Origin of the sequence: Shimia thalassica (assembly GCF_001458215.1) — a bacterium.
Classification (GTDB): Bacteria; Pseudomonadota; Alphaproteobacteria; order Rhodobacterales; family Rhodobacteraceae; genus Shimia; species Shimia thalassica.
Window position 1 is genome coordinate 364,011 of the sequence record NZ_CYTW01000004.1, and the last position, 14,598, is coordinate 378,608.

Consider the following 14,598-nt stretch of genomic DNA (forward strand, 5'->3'; position numbering starts at 1 on the left):
CTTCGATCAACATGCTCGGTTAAGGAGTTTCACAATGGTTCGTACAGTTGCAGTCTTGGCGGTCGTTGCCGTAATCGCCCTTTTGGGTGGAATGTGGTTTGTCTCGCGCGACGCAGGAAGCGACGATCAGTTTGCGCAGTGCCGTATAGGCGCGATTGCAGGCGGTACATCAGCCATCGGTGGTCCCTTTACCCTTGTCAGCGAAACAGGCGAGACCGTGACGGACAAAGACGTCATCACCGAACCCTCGCTGCTGTATTTCGGCTATACCTTCTGTCCTGATGTTTGCCCATTGGACAATGATCGTAATGCGCAGGCCGTTTCGATTCTCGAAGGAAAAGGCACCATGGTGCAGCCGGTGTTTATCTCGGTCGATCCTGCACGGGACACACCCGAAGTCATGGCCGAGTTTACAGATGTGATGCACCCACGGATGCTGGGTCTGACCGGATCGCTCGAGCAGGTCAAAGCCGCAAGCCAGGCTTATCGCACCTACTATAAGAAGCAGGAAGGCGATGATCCCGAATACTATCTGATGGATCACTCGACATTCAGCTATCTGGTTCTGCCCGAACATGGTTTCGTCGAGTATTTCAAACGAGATGTGACCCCTGAGCAAATGGCTGACACTATAGGTTGTTTTGTCAAAAACATGTAATTGTGTCGCACTGTTTGACCGCCTTGTATTCACAAGCTAATACTTGAATAAATGAGGATGAGGAGAGTGGCGCATGGCGGATAGCAATTTGCAGGAAATCGGGCCCGACAAATCCCTTTTATTGGTGGATGATGACGAACCGTTTCTGAGGCGACTTGCCAAAGCTATGGAAAAGCGCGGCTTTGATGTCGAAACAGCCGGATCTGTTGCGGCCGGAAAAGCCATTGCAACCGCCCGCCCGCCTGCATATGCCGTTGTGGATCTTCGTCTGGAAGACGGCAACGGTCTTGAGGTCGTCGAAGTTCTTCGTGAAAAACGTGAAGAAAGCCGTGTTGTGATCCTGACCGGCTATGGCGCGATTGCCACGGCGGTTGCCGCGGTTAAAAGCGGCGCGACCGATTATCTGGCAAAACCCGCAGATGCACAGGATATCATGTCCGCTCTGTTGGCCCCTGAAGGAGAGCTTCCTCCGCCGCCGGAAAACCCGATGTCGGCCGATCGTGTGCGCTGGGAGCATATCCAGCGGGTCTATGAGCAATGCGACCGCAATGTTTCCGAAACTGCGCGTCGTTTGAACATGCACCGCCGGACGTTGCAGCGGATCTTGGCGAAACGCTCGCCAAGATAATCCACGACACCAAAGAACTGATCTCAGTCTTTTAGGTCATATCGCTTTAGGGTCTTGTTTACCTTCGTACCATCCGCCAGTTCGATATTGTCGAGCTGGCCCCAGTCGCGAAATCCGCGGCTTTGGTAATAAGCGAGACCGCCAGAGTTATCCGCCCGGATATTTGCGTTGATCCAATCATACCCCAGATCAATTGCAGCCTGTTTTGTGGCTTCGAACAGGGCCGAGCCAATGCCAAGCCCAGAGCGGCCGGTTTTTACAAAGGTGCCAATATCACAGGCCTCGGGGGGCAGTTCGGGCCATATTCCGATCCATTGAAAGCCCAGCATTTCGCCCGTGTCATCAATGGCGACATGCCATGTCGAGCGATCCGCATTGTCAAAAAGCCACCCCTCAAGCGCATCACGTGTCATCGGTTCGGTCAGCGCGGTGGTGCCCCCGGCAGCTATGATTTCGTTTAGCAGGTCTGCTACCTGACGAATGTCAGCGGAAGCGCCGGGTCGGATCGAAAGCTTTGACATAATCAGATTTGCCCCAAAAGTTCATTGTGTCGCGCAGTATAGTCGTTTCTGACCTCAACAGGTGGGCGCAAACGAATGTTCAGATCACGAATGACACTCAGATCCGGCTTGCCAAATATCTTGTTCGCTTCGCTTTCGGTAAAGCCTGCAATGGACGTGGCTTCCATCCATGCGCTAAAGGTATCCGCTTTTTTGATCTGGCGTTTGATTTGAACGGGGGTGGCGGCAGGCAGGCCAAACCGGATGTGGATTGCGGCTGTCAGACGTTTGTCCAGTTCTTCATAGCTTGGTCCAACCGCCGATTTTACAGGGGAAATCATGTCTCCGATCACGTATTCCGGCGCGTCGTGCAACAGCGCCACGAGACGCCACTTGGCAGGGGCCTTGGGGTTCAGGCGACCAAAGATTTCTTCAACCAGCAGGGAATGTTCGGCAACGGAGTAAGCAAAATCTCCTTTGGTCTGCCCATTCCAGCGCGCCACAAAGGCAAGCCCGTGGGCGATGTCTTCGATCTCGATATCCACGGGTGTCGGGTCAAGCAGATCAAGTCTGCGCCCCGAAAGCATTCTTTGCCAAGCACGTGCCAAACCGGGGTTCCTTCCTTACCAAACGGGTCTTTTGGTAGCCGATGGCGCGCGCGTTTTGCAACAGGTCATCAGCCTGAAACAGTGATTGCCCAGATTTTGCCACAATTCACGCGTATTCTGAAAACCGATACGGGATCGCTCGCTGCCAACGGTTATGTGATTTTGTGTGTTTTGAATTGCCGGCTGACGGTACCGATATCTGAGACGAGGGGGGCACGTTTAATGCTTCCTCCCGCGTGTCCTCCTCTTTCACATCACAGTGACAGGAGAAGGAGTATCACAATGTTCAAACGTCTAATCACCGCTGGTTTGTTGTTCGGTATGGCAGCTGCTGCACCGCCTGCTTTTGCAGGGAATTGTGGATTGCGAAACACTGTTATCGAACGACTTCAATCAAAATACAGTGAAACGTTGTCCGCGCGTGGGCTTCAGGGGCATCAGACATCTGCCACTATGGTCGAGGTCTGGGCGTCTGAAGAAACAGGCACATTTACCGTTATCGTAACCTCGCCACAGGGTGTTTCCTGTGTGGTCGCGGCGGGAACAGATTGGTTCCAATCGACCGAAGAAGCCCAGCCAGAAGGCACTTCAAGCTAGCTGCCATTGTCGAAACCCTATTGCAGTGCTATCTGAAGCCCAATTCCCTATATATCCAAGGAGCTGGGCGCCATGGCGACCGATTATATCGTAAAAGACATCAACCTGGCGGCGTTTGGCCGTAAAGAGTTGGATATCGCAGAAACTGAAATGCCGGGCCTGATGGCTTTGCGTGCAGAATACGGTGACAGCAAACCTCTTGCAGGGGCGCGTATTGTCGGGTCGCTGCACATGACCATCCAGACTGCTGTTCTGATTGAAACGCTTGTGGCCCTTGGTGCCGATGTGCGCTGGGCGTCTTGCAACATCTTTTCAACTCAGGATCACGCGGCTGCGGCGATTGCCGCGGGCGGCACGCCTGTTTTTGCCATCAAAGGTCAAACCCTTGAAGAGCATTGGGATTATCTGGACCGCTCGTTCATGTTCCCCGAAGGCGCCAACCTGATCCTTGATGATGGTGGTGATGCCACACTGTATGTCTTGCTGGGTGCGCGCGTCGAAGCAGGTGAAACCGATCTGATTGAAACACCCACTTCGGAAGAAGAAGTCGCGGTTTTCGCACAGATCAAAAAACGTATGGCAGCAAGCCCCGGCTGGTTCACCAAAACACGCGAAGCCATTCAGGGTGTTTCCGAAGAAACGACCACGGGTGTGCACCGTCTCTATGAACTTCACAAAAACGGTCAGCTGCCATTCCCGGCAATCAACGTGAACGACTCGGTTACCAAATCGAAGTTCGACAACAAATACGGCTGCAAAGAGTCTCTGGTAGATGGCATCCGCCGCGCGACAGATACAATGATGGCTGGTAAAGTTGCCGTTGTTTGCGGATACGGCGATGTTGGTAAAGGTTCGGCTGCGTCGCTGAGCGGCGCCGGCGCCCGCGTGAAAGTCACCGAAATTGATCCGATTTGCGCGCTTCAGGCAGCAATGGACGGTTTTGAGGTTGTGACCTTGGAAGATGCCGTTGCAACGGCTGATATCTTTATCACCACCACCGGTAACAAAGACATCATTCGCATCGAACACATGCGCGAGATGAAGGACATGGCGATCGTTGGCAATATCGGTCACTTCGACAATGAAATTCAGATTGCGAGCCTGAAAAACCACAAGTGGACCAATATCAAAGAACAGGTAGACATGATCGAGATGCCATCCGGCAATCGCATCATTTTGCTGTCAGAGGGCCGCTTGCTGAACCTTGGTAATGCAACAGGGCACCCGTCTTTTGTGATGTCGGCGTCTTTCACCAATCAGGTTTTGGCCCAGATCGAGCTTTGGACGCGCGGTGACGAGTACAACAACGAAGTCTACATCCTGCCCAAGCATCTGGATGAAAAAGTGGCCCGACTGCACCTCGAGCGTATTGGCGTCAAGCTGTCGAGCCTTTCGAAAGAACAGGCGGATTACATCGGAGTGACCGTCGAAGGACCGTTCAAACCAGAGCACTATCGCTACTGATTTGAGATACATTAAAACGAAAGCCGCCGATTGTTCCGATCGGCGGCTTTTCTTATTTAATCGAACAGTTTGGCCAAAGCATTTTGGTCAATATCCTTGATCAGACGCGCGATCACATTTGGTTTGGTGATCCCGTCAACAGACACGATCACCCGATGTGAAAGCGGCACGGATACTCGCAAGCCATTGCGGGTGTTATAAGCGCGCCCGATGGGTCGTTGAATGATGCTTTCGCCCATTGGTACGGTCAAATTCACGATGTCATAGCCCGCCAACCGGTTTCGTTCGACCAATTCATTTGAATTTGCACGTTTGGCTTGTTTGGTGGCCAGCGTCTCGATCCATTCTGACTTGTTTTCCGGGGCGCCCAGAGCACTTTTCTCGCTCGTGAATCTCATCCGAACCGACATGTATTCCCCGTTTGGATGCAGATACATCGCGCGCGTACGTGTTTCTGCAAGAATACGTTCTTCAAAACCCGGTTTGCGGTAGGATTTGATAAAGAACTGCAAGTGCTTGTAACCGGCATTCTGTTCAAGACTGTGATGATTGGCGCGGTTTTCACGGGGCCACCTCTGTTGGATATTGTCGAGGACATCGGGGTCGCGCGCGTCCATCGTTGTTACACGCACCCAGCCTTTTGGCGCTTCTGGCAAATAGGGCAGGGGTCCCTTGTTGCGGCTGTCATACAAGCCAAGCTTGCGGCCGAAGTATCCTTTGAGAAGTCCCGGATCTTCCTGCGCGCTGGAATGTGTTGCACTGTCATTTCCCAAAGACGCCACAAGTGTACCGGATAGCCCTGACGAGACCTCTCGAAGGCTGAGAATGACAGCAAGGGACGGCAAAATGAGCCCCAAAACAACGACGAGCAAATATAGGGCGAATTTCCCATTCGAGGACTTTTCGCGTTTCGGCTCTGGCTCGGTCGGTTCGGGGCCGGTGTGATCAAGGTTCTTAAGGCGATTTTCGAAAGACTGTTTCTTTGAGGTCATAACCAATACTTTTGAAAAATTACAAAACAACTCCTCAACAAAAACCAAAAATGCTGGGCAGGAATGTGGCGCAATCACGAAAAATATCGCTCACAGTGCAATTTTGGTCAGCAGCGTTTCATCTGGACTTTACGCTCAAGACCGAAGCGAAGAGTCCATTGTGAGTGGGTGCAGTGGTAAAGCCCGTTTTGGTTAGGGGGAGACCGCAGAATTTTTTCCCTTTGTGATGGTGGTCGGAATGTCTAACCTGAGGACGAGCCGTGTGGTTCGGTTTTTGTGACATCAGGGGATAGTCCCCGAGACCTGGGAGAATGACTAATGGGTAAACGCGATGAGTTGATCGCCAAATATGCTGACGACCTTAAAAACAAATGCGGCATGGAGCCCGATATGGATCTGTTGACCAAAGTGACCATCGGTTGCGGTCCGGCCATTTACAATGATGACGCATCGACCGTCGCCTCGTCGCAAGAAAGCGAACTGGAAACCGTTAAGAACAATTTCCTGATCAAGAAGCTTGGTCTCGCTGATGGCCCCGAGTTGATGGAAGCTATTAACTCTGTTGTGGAAACCTATGGTAAATCCGAGCGCAACAAGTATCGCGCGGTTGTTTACTATATGCTGACCAAGCATTTCGGAAAACAGTCGGTCTACGGATAACCCGCTGATAACAATTTGGAAGCGCTCACTGGGTTAAGTGAGCGTTTCTTTTTTCACTGGTATTTGAACCAGTTGATGTTTGTAGAGAACAGGCCCGATAGGCTATAACTCTATCAACAGGCTAGGATGGCCGGACCCAATTTTGATACGCGTGTGGTGAGTAGGGAGCACGTGGGGAGATGGGGGTTCTGGACGTACTGGCGGACAGGCCCCCCATCAAATTTAAAGGAGTGTCAAAACCACTCCCATGATGCTGCAGCCGATAATGGCATATCCGGCGTCAATCAGGGTGAGGGTCAAGTTTCGACCTGCAAAGGCATAATTTGTTGCGATCCACGGCGCGACCAGAAACAGCCCGAGCCCCAGCCCAGCCGTCAAACCGGCACCTATTCCCATCTCCAAAATACCGCTTACAGAAAAGATGTGGCGCATCATTCCGGCCACGAGAACAGCCCCCAGGAAGGCAACGATATAGGGAACAGGCCCGCCATTTGGTGGTTTTCCGTCTTCCTGCGCCTCAATTCCTGCCGCAGTCATCCATGGCCGAGACAGGCTCATGTACCAGATTGCGCCGAAAATATAGGATGACAAGCCCGCGGCCAGCACTGCAAGAAAGCTCATAAACCCTCTCCGTTTTAGGTTTGCTTTGGTCGAGTATGTCCTGTTCGCGGGTATTCGCCTATAGGCCGCCCAGTTCGCAGATGATCTTCCATTCCGTTTCGGTGACGGGCTGTACTGACAAGCGCGAATTCTTCACGAGAACCATTTCCGACAATCGCGGATCGGCCTTAATAGCTTCCAGTGTGACGGGTGTCGGCACGGTTTCAACCGCTTTGATGTCGACACACTCCCATCGCGCGTCATCCGTCGTGCTGTCAGGGTGGGCTTCGGCGATCACCTCGACTATGCCAACAACCGATTTTTCTTTCAGCGAATGATAAAAGAAACCGCGGTCCCCAACAGCCATCTCGCGCATGAAGTTGCGCGCCTGATAGTTTCTCACACCGTCCCACTCTTCGCCGGCGTCACCTTTATCGATCTGGTGTTGCCAGCTCCAGGTGTTGGGTTCGGATTTGAACAGCCAAAAGGCCATTAGCCCAAAACCTTGTTCCAGGTGATCAGCTCGACGCTGTCGAACAAATCGGCCTTTTTATACGGATCGTTCGCGGCCCATTCCTGAGCTGCAGCCATATCCATATTCAGGATAATAAGTGATCCGCACATTTCACCGTTTTCGTCCAGAAACGGCCCTGCCATTTCCATGGCATCCGTGGCCTTCAAATAGGCAACATGCGCGTCACGGTTGGATTTGCGAATTTCCAGTGCACCGGGTTTGTCTTTTGCAATCAGGGCAATTTTCATATTATTCCTCCTTTGGCGGCCGTGACAAAAGCATCTCGATCACATCCGCAATTTTCATGTTCTGATCCAGAAGCGCAACCACCGCATCGGTAATCGGCATCTCGATATTCATAGTTTCCGCGCGCTTTTGAACTGCACGGGCCGTCGCCGCGCCTTCGACGGTGATAGAGGGGTCAAAGACGTCTCCCTGTCCAAGAGACAGCCCAAGCCGATAGTTGCGGGACTGGTCGGACGTGCAGGTCAACGCCAGATCACCAAACCCTGCTAGCCCCGCGAGCGTTTCAGGTTGCGCGCCAAGCGATTGTGCCATGCGCTGCATTTCGGCGTAGCCTCGCGTCATCAAAGCGGCGCGTGCGCTTTCCCCGAGACCTGCGCCAATCGCGGTTCCACAGGCGATGGCAATGACGTTCTTCAAAGCCCCGCCAAGCTCGGCTCCGATCGTGTCGGTTGTCCGATAAATTCGCAAGTTAGGCGTTGTTAGAGACTGTTGAAGACGCTTTCCCGCGGCCTCGTCCTGAACTGCGAGGGTAAGTGCCGTTGGCAATCCTTTAGCAATATCCGTGGCAAAGCTGGGGCCGGTCAAAATCGCTGCCGTCGCATTGGGTGCGCAGGCGCTTATCACCGCGACGGGCCCCAATTCGGTCTTGAGTTCCACGCCCTTGCAGCATGCGACGAGCGTTTTTCCGTCAAGATTTGGTGCGCTTTCCAGCATCTTGCGAAGTTGCTGCATCGGTATCGCCAAAAGGATCGTGTCCGACAGGGCGGTCTCAAGATCTGATGTGACCGAGATTTCCTTTGGAAACTCGACACCGGGCAACCGGGACGTGTTGCGGCGTTCCGATTGCATGGCGGCAGCATGTTCCGGCGTGCGTGTCCACAAGGTGACCGAAGTGCCCGCGCGGGCGAGGGATATCGCTAGTGCCGTGCCAAATGCACCGGCGCCCAACACACTAATGGTCATGCCTTTGCTCCCTTCTTACCGCTCCCGAGAAGGGCGGGCGCCTTGTTGTCCAAAGGCCACCGCGGCCGTGCGACAAGGGTCATGTCATCTGTGTGGCCCAGTCGAAACCGTTCCAGACCGGCATAGGCAATCATGGCAGCATTATCCGTGCACAACGCCAAAGGCGGCGCGGTGAACTGCACGCCAAGATCACTGCAAACAGTCTCTAACCTTGCGCGAATGGCAGTATTTGCCGCAACGCCACCCGCAACAGCCAAGAGAGGGATTTGAGGCGTTTCCGCAAGATAGAGATCAATCGCACGGCGGGTTTTTTCGGCCAGAACATCGACAACCGCCGCTTGGAAACCGGCACATAGATCCGCCTGATCCCGTTCCGTCAGCCCGCCTTTTTCTGTGACGACGCTATCGCGTGCACGCAGCAATGCGGTTTTTAGCCCCGAGAATGACATGTCACATCCGGGCCGGTCCAAAAGGGGGCGCGGAAAGCGAAACTTTTTGGGATCGCCGCGTTCAGCCGCTTTTTGCACCGACGGCCCGCCGGGTTGGGGTAGCCCCAAAAGTCGGGCTGTTTTGTCAAAAGCCTCTCCCGGGGCGTCGTCAATTGTGCCGCCCAGCCGAGAAAAGTCTTCTGCACCACGTGCGATCAGGAATTGGCAATGCCCACCGGACACTAGCAGCATCAAATACGGGAAGGTCACATGGTCGGTCAGGCGAGGCGTCAAGGCATGTCCGGCAAGATGGTTTACACCAATCAACGGTATCCCAAGACCAGAGGACAGTCCCTTTGCGCACATGACTCCCGACAAGACTCCCCCAATTAATCCGGGCCCGGCCGTGACAGCGATGGCATCGATATCCGAAAGGGACACCTGTCCGGCGGCAAGCGCCTCTTCCACGCAGATATCCAGCTTTTCAGCATGAGCGCGCGCGGCAATTTCCGGAACAACGCCCCCAAAAGCGGCGTGGAGGTCGGCTTGTCCATGAACCACAGACGCGAGGATATCGGGCGCGCCTTCGCCGTTACACCGTAAAATAGCAGCTGCGGTATCGTCGCAACTGCTCTCTAATCCCAGAATTGTCAGCGTTTTTGTCATGCCCATAGCCGTTGCGCCAAACCCATTAGGCAGGTAACACCGATATGTGTCCGGAACAATGCTGGCTGTGTTATGAACCCGCAAGTGCCTACGATTGTCTTGACGCGCCCTTTGGGGGCGTCCGAGCGGTTTGCCGATCAATTGCGGGTGTCCGGGGTGAATCTTCCAATTGCAATTTCACCTGTTCTCGAGATTGTCCCGACGGGTTTTACCCTTCCGGAACGGTTCTCCGGCGCGATCTTTACATCGACGAACGGGGTTGCTGCAGTTCAGGGGCATGACCTTCCGGCATGGTGCGTTGGGGACAGAACAACGCGAGAGGCGCGCCTGAAAGGTTGGCGGGCTTTTTCTGCTGATGGAGATGTAGAGGCATTGCTGAGTTTGATCCTGCAGGATGCGCCCAAAGGCCCTCTGGTTCATTTCCGAGGCGTTCACTCAACAGGAGACCTCGCCCAACGCTTGACGTCCAAAGGTATCGAAACTTCAGAGGCCGTTGTGTATCGTCAGGAGCAGGCTTTGCTGAATGTCGAGGCGAAACAGCTTCTTATGGGAAAACACCCGGTCATTCTCCCCTTGTTTTCCCCGAAGTCAGCAGCCACCATTGCCGAGCAGGGCCCGTTTCATGCGCCCGTGGCTGTTGTCGCCATAAGCGCCGCAGTCGCAGATGCGGCGCGTTCGATCGCAAGCAAGGGTTTGCTGATTTCGCGGGCGCCTGACGCGAAAGCGATGGTTGCGGCGATAAATCATGTGGCGGACGCCGCGTGCTTTGTTGAGGATGGGGCGAACACTGCATAAGTTGCATAAGAGATTTGCAGAACGAAACCGGATTCGAAAGGGTGACAACGGGTGGCCAAGTCAGACAAGACCGGTAAGCCGGAAAAGGCAGACACCGACGTCGAGAACGTTGAAAAGATTATTGATGCAAAAGTCGTAGAGGATACTCCGACTGATGCAGAGGAACCATCGACCGATGAAGATGGCCCCGATGCACAGAGTGCTGACGCGCCGGACGTTACGGAACCGGACGTTACGGAAGAGGTGACGTCGGATGAAGACGCTGTCGAACTGACAGAACCTTCAGATGACTCGTCGTCCGAGCCGGAAACAGAGGTTGAAGAGCAAGCCGATACTTTGTCCGAAGAGGCAGACCTCGAAGTTGAGGAAAGCGTTGCGCCAGAGGAAGAGCTTGTCGAGACGCCTTCTTCCGAACCTGAAGTTGCCGCCACACCGCAGCCCGCGACCGTTCCACAGGACGTTCAAAAGGTTGGGTTCTTCCGCGTGGTTCTTGGGGGTGTTGTTGCCGCCGGGCTTGGGTTTGGTTTGGCGACCTATATGACATCGCAAGGCATGATGCCCGTTGGCGGGTCCAGCGCGGTGATGGAAGAGCTGCAATCAAAAATTGCAACGCAGGGTGCGCTGGTGTCCGAGTTGAAAGCCGAGCAAGCCAAAATTGCCAACATCGCTGCCATGGCCGACGAAAAGGCGGCAAAAGGCGAAATGGCAAGTGCCGAACTTGCTGGCATGGTTCAAAAACTCGACGAGATGGCCCTTTTGATCGTTCAATTGGAAGATCGGGTTGTAACGGCCGAAAAGCGTCCGATGACCGAAGGGGCGTCTGCTCCGGCGATTGATGCCTATGAGCGCGAGGTCGCCGAACTTCGTGCAATGGTGTCCGAACAGCTTGCCGAGGCCAAAAGCCTCAAAGAGAACTCTGAGCGAAGCGCCCAAGAAACACTTGCCCGCGCGGCTTTGGCCCGGATTATTTCAGGTCTGGACAGTGGCTCACCCTATCGTGCGGCTTTGACGGATCTGTCCAGCGTTTCCGGTGTTGCGGTGCCCTCCGTCTTGGAAGCAACGGCCGACACGGGTGTTCCGACTTTGCTGGTCTTGGTTGAAGCCTATCCGGACTATGCGCGCGAAGCCTTGGCCGAGGCGCGTTCTCTGGAATCTTCCGAAGGTGGAAAATCGTTGACGAGCTTTTTCAAAAAGCAACTGGGTGCGCGCTCTGTAACCCCGAAAGAGGGTGCCGATCCTGATGCCGTCTTGTCACGGGTCGAAGCCGCAGTTCGCGAAGGGCGTTTGAGTGACGCTCTGGCCGAGCTTGAAACCCTGCCGGATTCGTCACAAGCCCTTATGGCTGAATGGCGCCAGATGGCTGAAACCCGCATCGCTGCACAGGACGCCGTTGAGAGCCTGTCCAACAGCCTAACGCAAAACTAAGGGTCAACTATGCTCTGGTCTCTTATTAAAATTCTATTGTTTGTTGCCGCCATTGCCGGTCTGACCTATGGCGCTGGTTATCTGATGGAAAGCGAAGGCGGTGTGATGATCACCGTCGCCGGCGTGGAATACACGTTAGGCCCGCTTCAATCGGTGATCGCACTTGTTGCCCTAATTGTCGTGACGTGGCTGGTGTTCAAATTGTTGGGCCTTTTGATTGCGACTCTCAAGTTCCTGAACGGGGATGAAACCGCAATCAGCCGCTACTTTGACCGCAACCGCGAACGCAAAGGTTATAAGGCTTTGTCGGATGGCCTAGTTGCCTTGGCGTCGGGTGATGGTCAGGATGCGATGGACAAGGCTCGCAAGGCAGAACGCTATCTTGCCAAACCCGAAGTGACCAATCTTCTTGTTGCTCAGGCGGCTGAAATGCAGGGCGACAAGCGCAAGGCATCCGAGACATACAAGAAACTTCTTGGCAACGACTCGACGCGCTTTGTTGGTGTGCGTGGTCTGATGAAGCAAAAGCTTGATGCCGGAAACACGGAAACCGCTTTGAAATTGGCAGAAACCGCGTTTGCCCTGAAACCGCGCCATGTGGAAACACAGGATATGCTGCTCAAACTGCAGGCAGATTCCGGTGACTGGAAAGGCGCGCGATCCACGCTGTCGGCCAAGCTGAAGTATGGCACCATGCCACGTGATCTGCATCGCCGTCGTGATGCGGTGTTGGCATTGTCCGAAGCCAAAGAGGTGTTCGCGGAAGGCAACACCGTTGAAGCCCGCGAAGAAGCGATTGAAGCGAACCGGAAATCACCTGATTTGATTCCCGCTGCGATCATGGCCGCGCGTGCCTACATCGAAAAAGCCAAACCCCGTTACGCCACACGGGTTCTGAAAAAGGCGTGGGATGCTCAACCGCACCCTGATCTGGCAGCGGCTTTTGCGGAGATCGAACCTGATGAAACGCCGGAAGCGCGCATCAAGCGTTTTAAAACGTTGGTCAAAAGCAACCCGTCCAATGCCGAAGCTCGCATGTTGATGGCCGAGCTGCACATCGCAAACGAAGACTTCCCGGAAGCCCGCCGCACCCTTGGGGATCTGTTTGAAACTGACCCAACCACGAGATCTCTCACCATTATGGCTGCGATCGAACGGGGTGAAGGTGGATCAGATGCCGTTGTCAAAGGCTGGCTTGCCAAAGCAATTACAGCGCCAAGAGGGCCGCAATGGGTTTGTGAAAACTGTCACAACATCCAGACCGAATGGGCCCCGACTTGCGGCAACTGTGAAAGCTTTGACACCCTGAGCTGGACCGCACCACCGGCATCCGAAGTCACAAGCCCAACCGGTGTTGCCATGTTGCCTTTGATTGTCGGAGCAATCGAGGACAAGGCTGATGAGCCTGTTGAGATTGTACCAGAAGCGGAAATCATCGAAGAAGCTGATGAGATCGTCGAAGACAAAGAGACAAGCGAAGCAGAGCCTGTGGACGACGATACAACCAAAGCGCAACCCGGTTTCATCGACAAATAAGTCATTGCGATTTTGCGGCCGAGCGATATTTGCGCCGCCCAGAAACCGATACACCCCCGCTTAAGAGCCGCGCCTTTCGCAAGGCGCGGTTCCGCGCAAGAAGGGGTTGTAAAATCAAAACTTTCGCGGCAAATACGTAAAACCAGTACGGCCAGAATAGGCCGGAAGGCCTCAATAGCTCAGCTGGTAGAGCAGGTCCTTCGTAAGGACAAGGTCGGGGGTTCGAGTCCCTCTTGAGGCACCAGAAATTCATCTAAGCATTTGAAATTCAGCATTTCTCCCTGAGAAGCCGCTATCCTTGAGTTGGTTTGGCTGATCTTTGTGCCTTTTACAGGAGTCTCCAATGAACAGGTGCTCTGCAATCGCTGCTTCGTTAGTAAATACACATCGTCCGGTAAATCTGAATCACGGCTGTGATCTTGGGTTTTGGACCCAGAGTTGGTCACACCCCTCCTCATCTTGCTTGGCGTCGTCGTGAGAACCAAGTGAGCCAAATTTGACATAGCAAAAACAAATCTCAATGATGGAAGCGTAATCTCACAGATCGCCTTCATGTTTTGGCTACGTTCTCTTGCCACTTTTGCTAAGTGCAAAACGTTGCACAGAGTGGCGGCTTTGCCAGTTCCAGAAGTCTTTCAAAACCGTTGATGCACTCCCATGCACCAACGTTTCGTTATCGGAGACAAGTAGATGAACTGCGTGAACAAGGTCGTATTTTTAGGTCAAATGAGCATCGCCGCCATGATGTTTCCAATCGCCGCCAATGCATCCGAAACAGGCGGACACGCAGGAGAGGCTGAACACGGCCCGCATATAGTCGAACTTTTCCTAGGCGTGACTTCGGCCGATCATAACGGCCATTCTCAGCAAGCGGGTTCAGTGGGAGCCTCTTACCGGTATGCGTTCAATCACACCGTTTCTGCAGGTGTGCTTGCGGAATATACGGGTGGTGCTCTGGACGATTGGGTGGTTGGAATTCCCGTTGTATTCAACTTGGGCCACGGGGGATGGCAGGGCACGCTCATGCCTGGATTTGAAATCACTAGCAATCATGAAGAGCCTCTGTTTCGCGTCGGACTGGGATATGAGTTTGAGTTCGATGGATATTCGTTAAAGCCTGAACTCAACGTAGATTTTGTGGACGGTGAAACGGTCTATGTGCTTGGGGTCAGCCTTGGGTTCAGGTTTTAGGCCCTTTTTGCGAGAACTCTGTCTCTTCCTTTTGAGGTCATACCCCCCCGTTTGGGGGGGTATTGTTATTATTGTAGTTCGACGAGGAGGTCTTTTGCGTCGATTTGGCCGCCTGGTGTTGCGTGGA

General features: G+C 53.8%; 17 protein-coding genes and 1 tRNA gene. 10 read left to right on the plus strand and 8 right to left on the minus strand.

Annotated elements, in window-relative coordinates; genetic code table 11:
- The first annotated feature begins 34 nt into the window (after window positions 1-34).
- Both PH7735_RS16765 and PH7735_RS16770 read left to right on the plus strand, forming a co-directional pair.
- Window positions 35-658: an SCO family protein gene (locus PH7735_RS16765; protein ID WP_058312566.1), complete on the plus strand. Its 624-nt coding sequence runs from the start codon at window positions 35-37 to the stop codon at window positions 656-658.
- Window positions 659-731: 73 nt separating this feature from the next.
- Window positions 732-1,286 (plus strand): ActR/PrrA/RegA family redox response regulator transcription factor, encoded by a 555-nt coding sequence (locus PH7735_RS16770; protein WP_058312567.1) that lies wholly within the window; start codon window positions 732-734, stop codon window positions 1,284-1,286.
- Window positions 1,287-1,309: 23 nt separating this feature from the next.
- Here PH7735_RS16770 and PH7735_RS16775 read toward each other — a convergent pair whose 3' ends face one another.
- Window positions 1,310-1,807: a GNAT family N-acetyltransferase gene (locus PH7735_RS16775; RefSeq protein WP_058312568.1), complete on the minus strand. Its 498-nt coding sequence runs from the start codon at window positions 1,805-1,807 to the stop codon at window positions 1,310-1,312.
- Window positions 1,808-1,809: 2 nt separating this feature from the next.
- A complete protein-coding gene (locus PH7735_RS16780) occupies window positions 1,810-2,373 on the minus strand; it encodes an HD domain-containing protein (protein ID WP_058312569.1) in 564 nt (187 codons plus the stop codon).
- Window positions 2,374-2,676: 303 nt separating this feature from the next.
- On the opposite strand from PH7735_RS16780, the gene PH7735_RS16785 reads away from it, so the two are divergent.
- Together PH7735_RS16785 and ahcY are read left to right on the plus strand one after the other, a co-directional pair.
- Window positions 2,677-2,991, plus strand: a complete 315-nt coding sequence (locus PH7735_RS16785; RefSeq protein WP_058312570.1) for a hypothetical protein — start codon at window positions 2,677-2,679, stop codon at window positions 2,989-2,991.
- Between the two features lie 72 nt (window positions 2,992-3,063).
- Window positions 3,064-4,455 carry an adenosylhomocysteinase gene (ahcY, locus tag PH7735_RS16790; RefSeq protein WP_058312571.1) on the plus strand — a complete coding sequence of 464 codons (1,392 nt, stop codon included), beginning with the start codon at window positions 3,064-3,066 and terminating at the stop codon, window positions 4,453-4,455.
- 56 nt (window positions 4,456-4,511) lie between these two features.
- Here the strand turns inward: ahcY and PH7735_RS16795 are convergent, their stop codons facing one another.
- Window positions 4,512-5,447 carry a hypothetical protein gene (locus PH7735_RS16795; protein WP_058312572.1) on the minus strand — a complete coding sequence of 312 codons (936 nt, stop codon included), beginning with the start codon at window positions 5,445-5,447 and terminating at the stop codon, window positions 4,512-4,514.
- 318 nt (window positions 5,448-5,765) lie between these two features.
- On the opposite strand from PH7735_RS16795, the gene PH7735_RS16800 reads away from it, so the two are divergent.
- Window positions 5,766-6,107, plus strand: coding sequence for a DUF2853 family protein (locus PH7735_RS16800; RefSeq protein WP_058312573.1), 342 nt, complete (start codon window positions 5,766-5,768; stop codon window positions 6,105-6,107).
- A gap of 222 nt (window positions 6,108-6,329) precedes the next feature.
- Here the strand turns inward: PH7735_RS16800 and PH7735_RS16805 are convergent, their stop codons facing one another.
- The 5 genes from PH7735_RS16805 to tsaD are packed head-to-tail and all read right to left on the minus strand — an operon-like array spanning window position 6,330 to window position 9,524.
- Window positions 6,330-6,728, minus strand: a complete 399-nt coding sequence (locus PH7735_RS16805) for a DUF1761 domain-containing protein (RefSeq protein ID WP_058312574.1) — start codon at window positions 6,726-6,728, stop codon at window positions 6,330-6,332.
- 58 nt (window positions 6,729-6,786) lie between these two features.
- Complete coding sequence (locus PH7735_RS16810; RefSeq protein WP_058312575.1) at window positions 6,787-7,200, minus strand: EVE domain-containing protein; 414 nt, start codon at window positions 7,198-7,200, stop codon at window positions 6,787-6,789.
- Complete coding sequence (locus tag PH7735_RS16815; RefSeq protein WP_058312576.1) at window positions 7,200-7,469, minus strand: YciI family protein; 270 nt, start codon at window positions 7,467-7,469, stop codon at window positions 7,200-7,202. The genes PH7735_RS16810 and PH7735_RS16815 overlap by 1 nt, the downstream gene beginning before the upstream one ends.
- Before the next feature lies 1 nt (window position 7,470).
- Window positions 7,471-8,430: an NAD(P)H-dependent glycerol-3-phosphate dehydrogenase gene (locus tag PH7735_RS16820; RefSeq protein WP_058312577.1), complete on the minus strand. Its 960-nt coding sequence runs from the start codon at window positions 8,428-8,430 to the stop codon at window positions 7,471-7,473.
- On the minus strand, window positions 8,427-9,524 hold the full coding sequence (gene tsaD / locus PH7735_RS16825; protein ID WP_058312603.1) for a tRNA (adenosine(37)-N6)-threonylcarbamoyltransferase complex transferase subunit TsaD: 1,098 nt from the start codon (window positions 9,522-9,524) through the stop codon (window positions 8,427-8,429). The genes PH7735_RS16820 and tsaD overlap by 4 nt, the downstream gene beginning before the upstream one ends.
- Window positions 9,525-9,608: 84 nt before the next feature.
- On the opposite strand from tsaD, the gene PH7735_RS16830 reads away from it, so the two are divergent.
- The 5 genes from PH7735_RS16830 (at window position 9,609) to PH7735_RS16850 (ending at window position 14,471) form a co-directional block, all read left to right on the plus strand.
- A complete protein-coding gene (locus PH7735_RS16830; protein WP_158503261.1) occupies window positions 9,609-10,319 on the plus strand; it encodes a uroporphyrinogen-III synthase in 711 nt (236 codons plus the stop codon).
- Window positions 10,320-10,370: 51 nt separating this feature from the next.
- Window positions 10,371-11,744, plus strand: a complete 1,374-nt coding sequence (locus tag PH7735_RS16835; protein WP_058312579.1) for a hypothetical protein — start codon at window positions 10,371-10,373, stop codon at window positions 11,742-11,744.
- Window positions 11,745-11,753: 9 nt separating this feature from the next.
- Window positions 11,754-13,280, plus strand: a complete 1,527-nt coding sequence (locus tag PH7735_RS16840) for a heme biosynthesis protein HemY (protein ID WP_058312580.1) — start codon at window positions 11,754-11,756, stop codon at window positions 13,278-13,280.
- Window positions 13,281-13,448: 168 nt separating this feature from the next.
- Window positions 13,449-13,524 (plus strand) — tRNA-Thr (locus PH7735_RS16845).
- A 446-nt stretch (window positions 13,525-13,970) separates the two neighbouring features.
- Window positions 13,971-14,471 (plus strand): hypothetical protein, encoded by a 501-nt coding sequence (locus PH7735_RS16850; RefSeq protein ID WP_058312581.1) that lies wholly within the window; start codon window positions 13,971-13,973, stop codon window positions 14,469-14,471.
- Window positions 14,472-14,598: the final 127 nt, after the last annotated feature.

Coding starts and splice junctions, on each gene's coding strand:
- PH7735_RS16765 (WP_058312566.1), top strand. CDS start 35: ATGGTTCGTACAGTTGCAGTCTTGGCGGTCGTTGCCGTAATCGCCCTT.
- PH7735_RS16770 (WP_058312567.1), top strand. CDS start 732: ATGGCGGATAGCAATTTGCAGGAAATCGGGCCCGACAAATCCCTTTTA.
- PH7735_RS16775 (WP_058312568.1), bottom strand. CDS start 1,807: ATGTCAAAGCTTTCGATCCGACCCGGCGCTTCCGCTGACATTCGTCAG.
- PH7735_RS16780 (WP_058312569.1), bottom strand. CDS start 2,373: ATGCTTTCGGGGCGCAGACTTGATCTGCTTGACCCGACACCCGTGGAT.
- PH7735_RS16785 (WP_058312570.1), top strand. CDS start 2,677: ATGTTCAAACGTCTAATCACCGCTGGTTTGTTGTTCGGTATGGCAGCT.
- ahcY (WP_058312571.1), top strand. CDS start 3,064: ATGGCGACCGATTATATCGTAAAAGACATCAACCTGGCGGCGTTTGGC.
- PH7735_RS16795 (WP_058312572.1), bottom strand. CDS start 5,447: ATGACCTCAAAGAAACAGTCTTTCGAAAATCGCCTTAAGAACCTTGAT.
- PH7735_RS16800 (WP_058312573.1), top strand. CDS start 5,766: ATGGGTAAACGCGATGAGTTGATCGCCAAATATGCTGACGACCTTAAA.
- PH7735_RS16805 (WP_058312574.1), bottom strand. CDS start 6,728: ATGAGCTTTCTTGCAGTGCTGGCCGCGGGCTTGTCATCCTATATTTTC.
- PH7735_RS16810 (WP_058312575.1), bottom strand. CDS start 7,200: ATGGCCTTTTGGCTGTTCAAATCCGAACCCAACACCTGGAGCTGGCAA.
- PH7735_RS16815 (WP_058312576.1), bottom strand. CDS start 7,469: ATGAAAATTGCCCTGATTGCAAAAGACAAACCCGGTGCACTGGAAATT.
- PH7735_RS16820 (WP_058312577.1), bottom strand. CDS start 8,430: ATGACCATTAGTGTGTTGGGCGCCGGTGCATTTGGCACGGCACTAGCG.
- tsaD (WP_058312603.1), bottom strand. CDS start 9,524: ATGACAAAAACGCTGACAATTCTGGGATTAGAGAGCAGTTGCGACGAT.
- PH7735_RS16840 (WP_058312580.1), top strand. CDS start 11,754: ATGCTCTGGTCTCTTATTAAAATTCTATTGTTTGTTGCCGCCATTGCC.
- PH7735_RS16850 (WP_058312581.1), top strand. CDS start 13,971: ATGAACTGCGTGAACAAGGTCGTATTTTTAGGTCAAATGAGCATCGCC.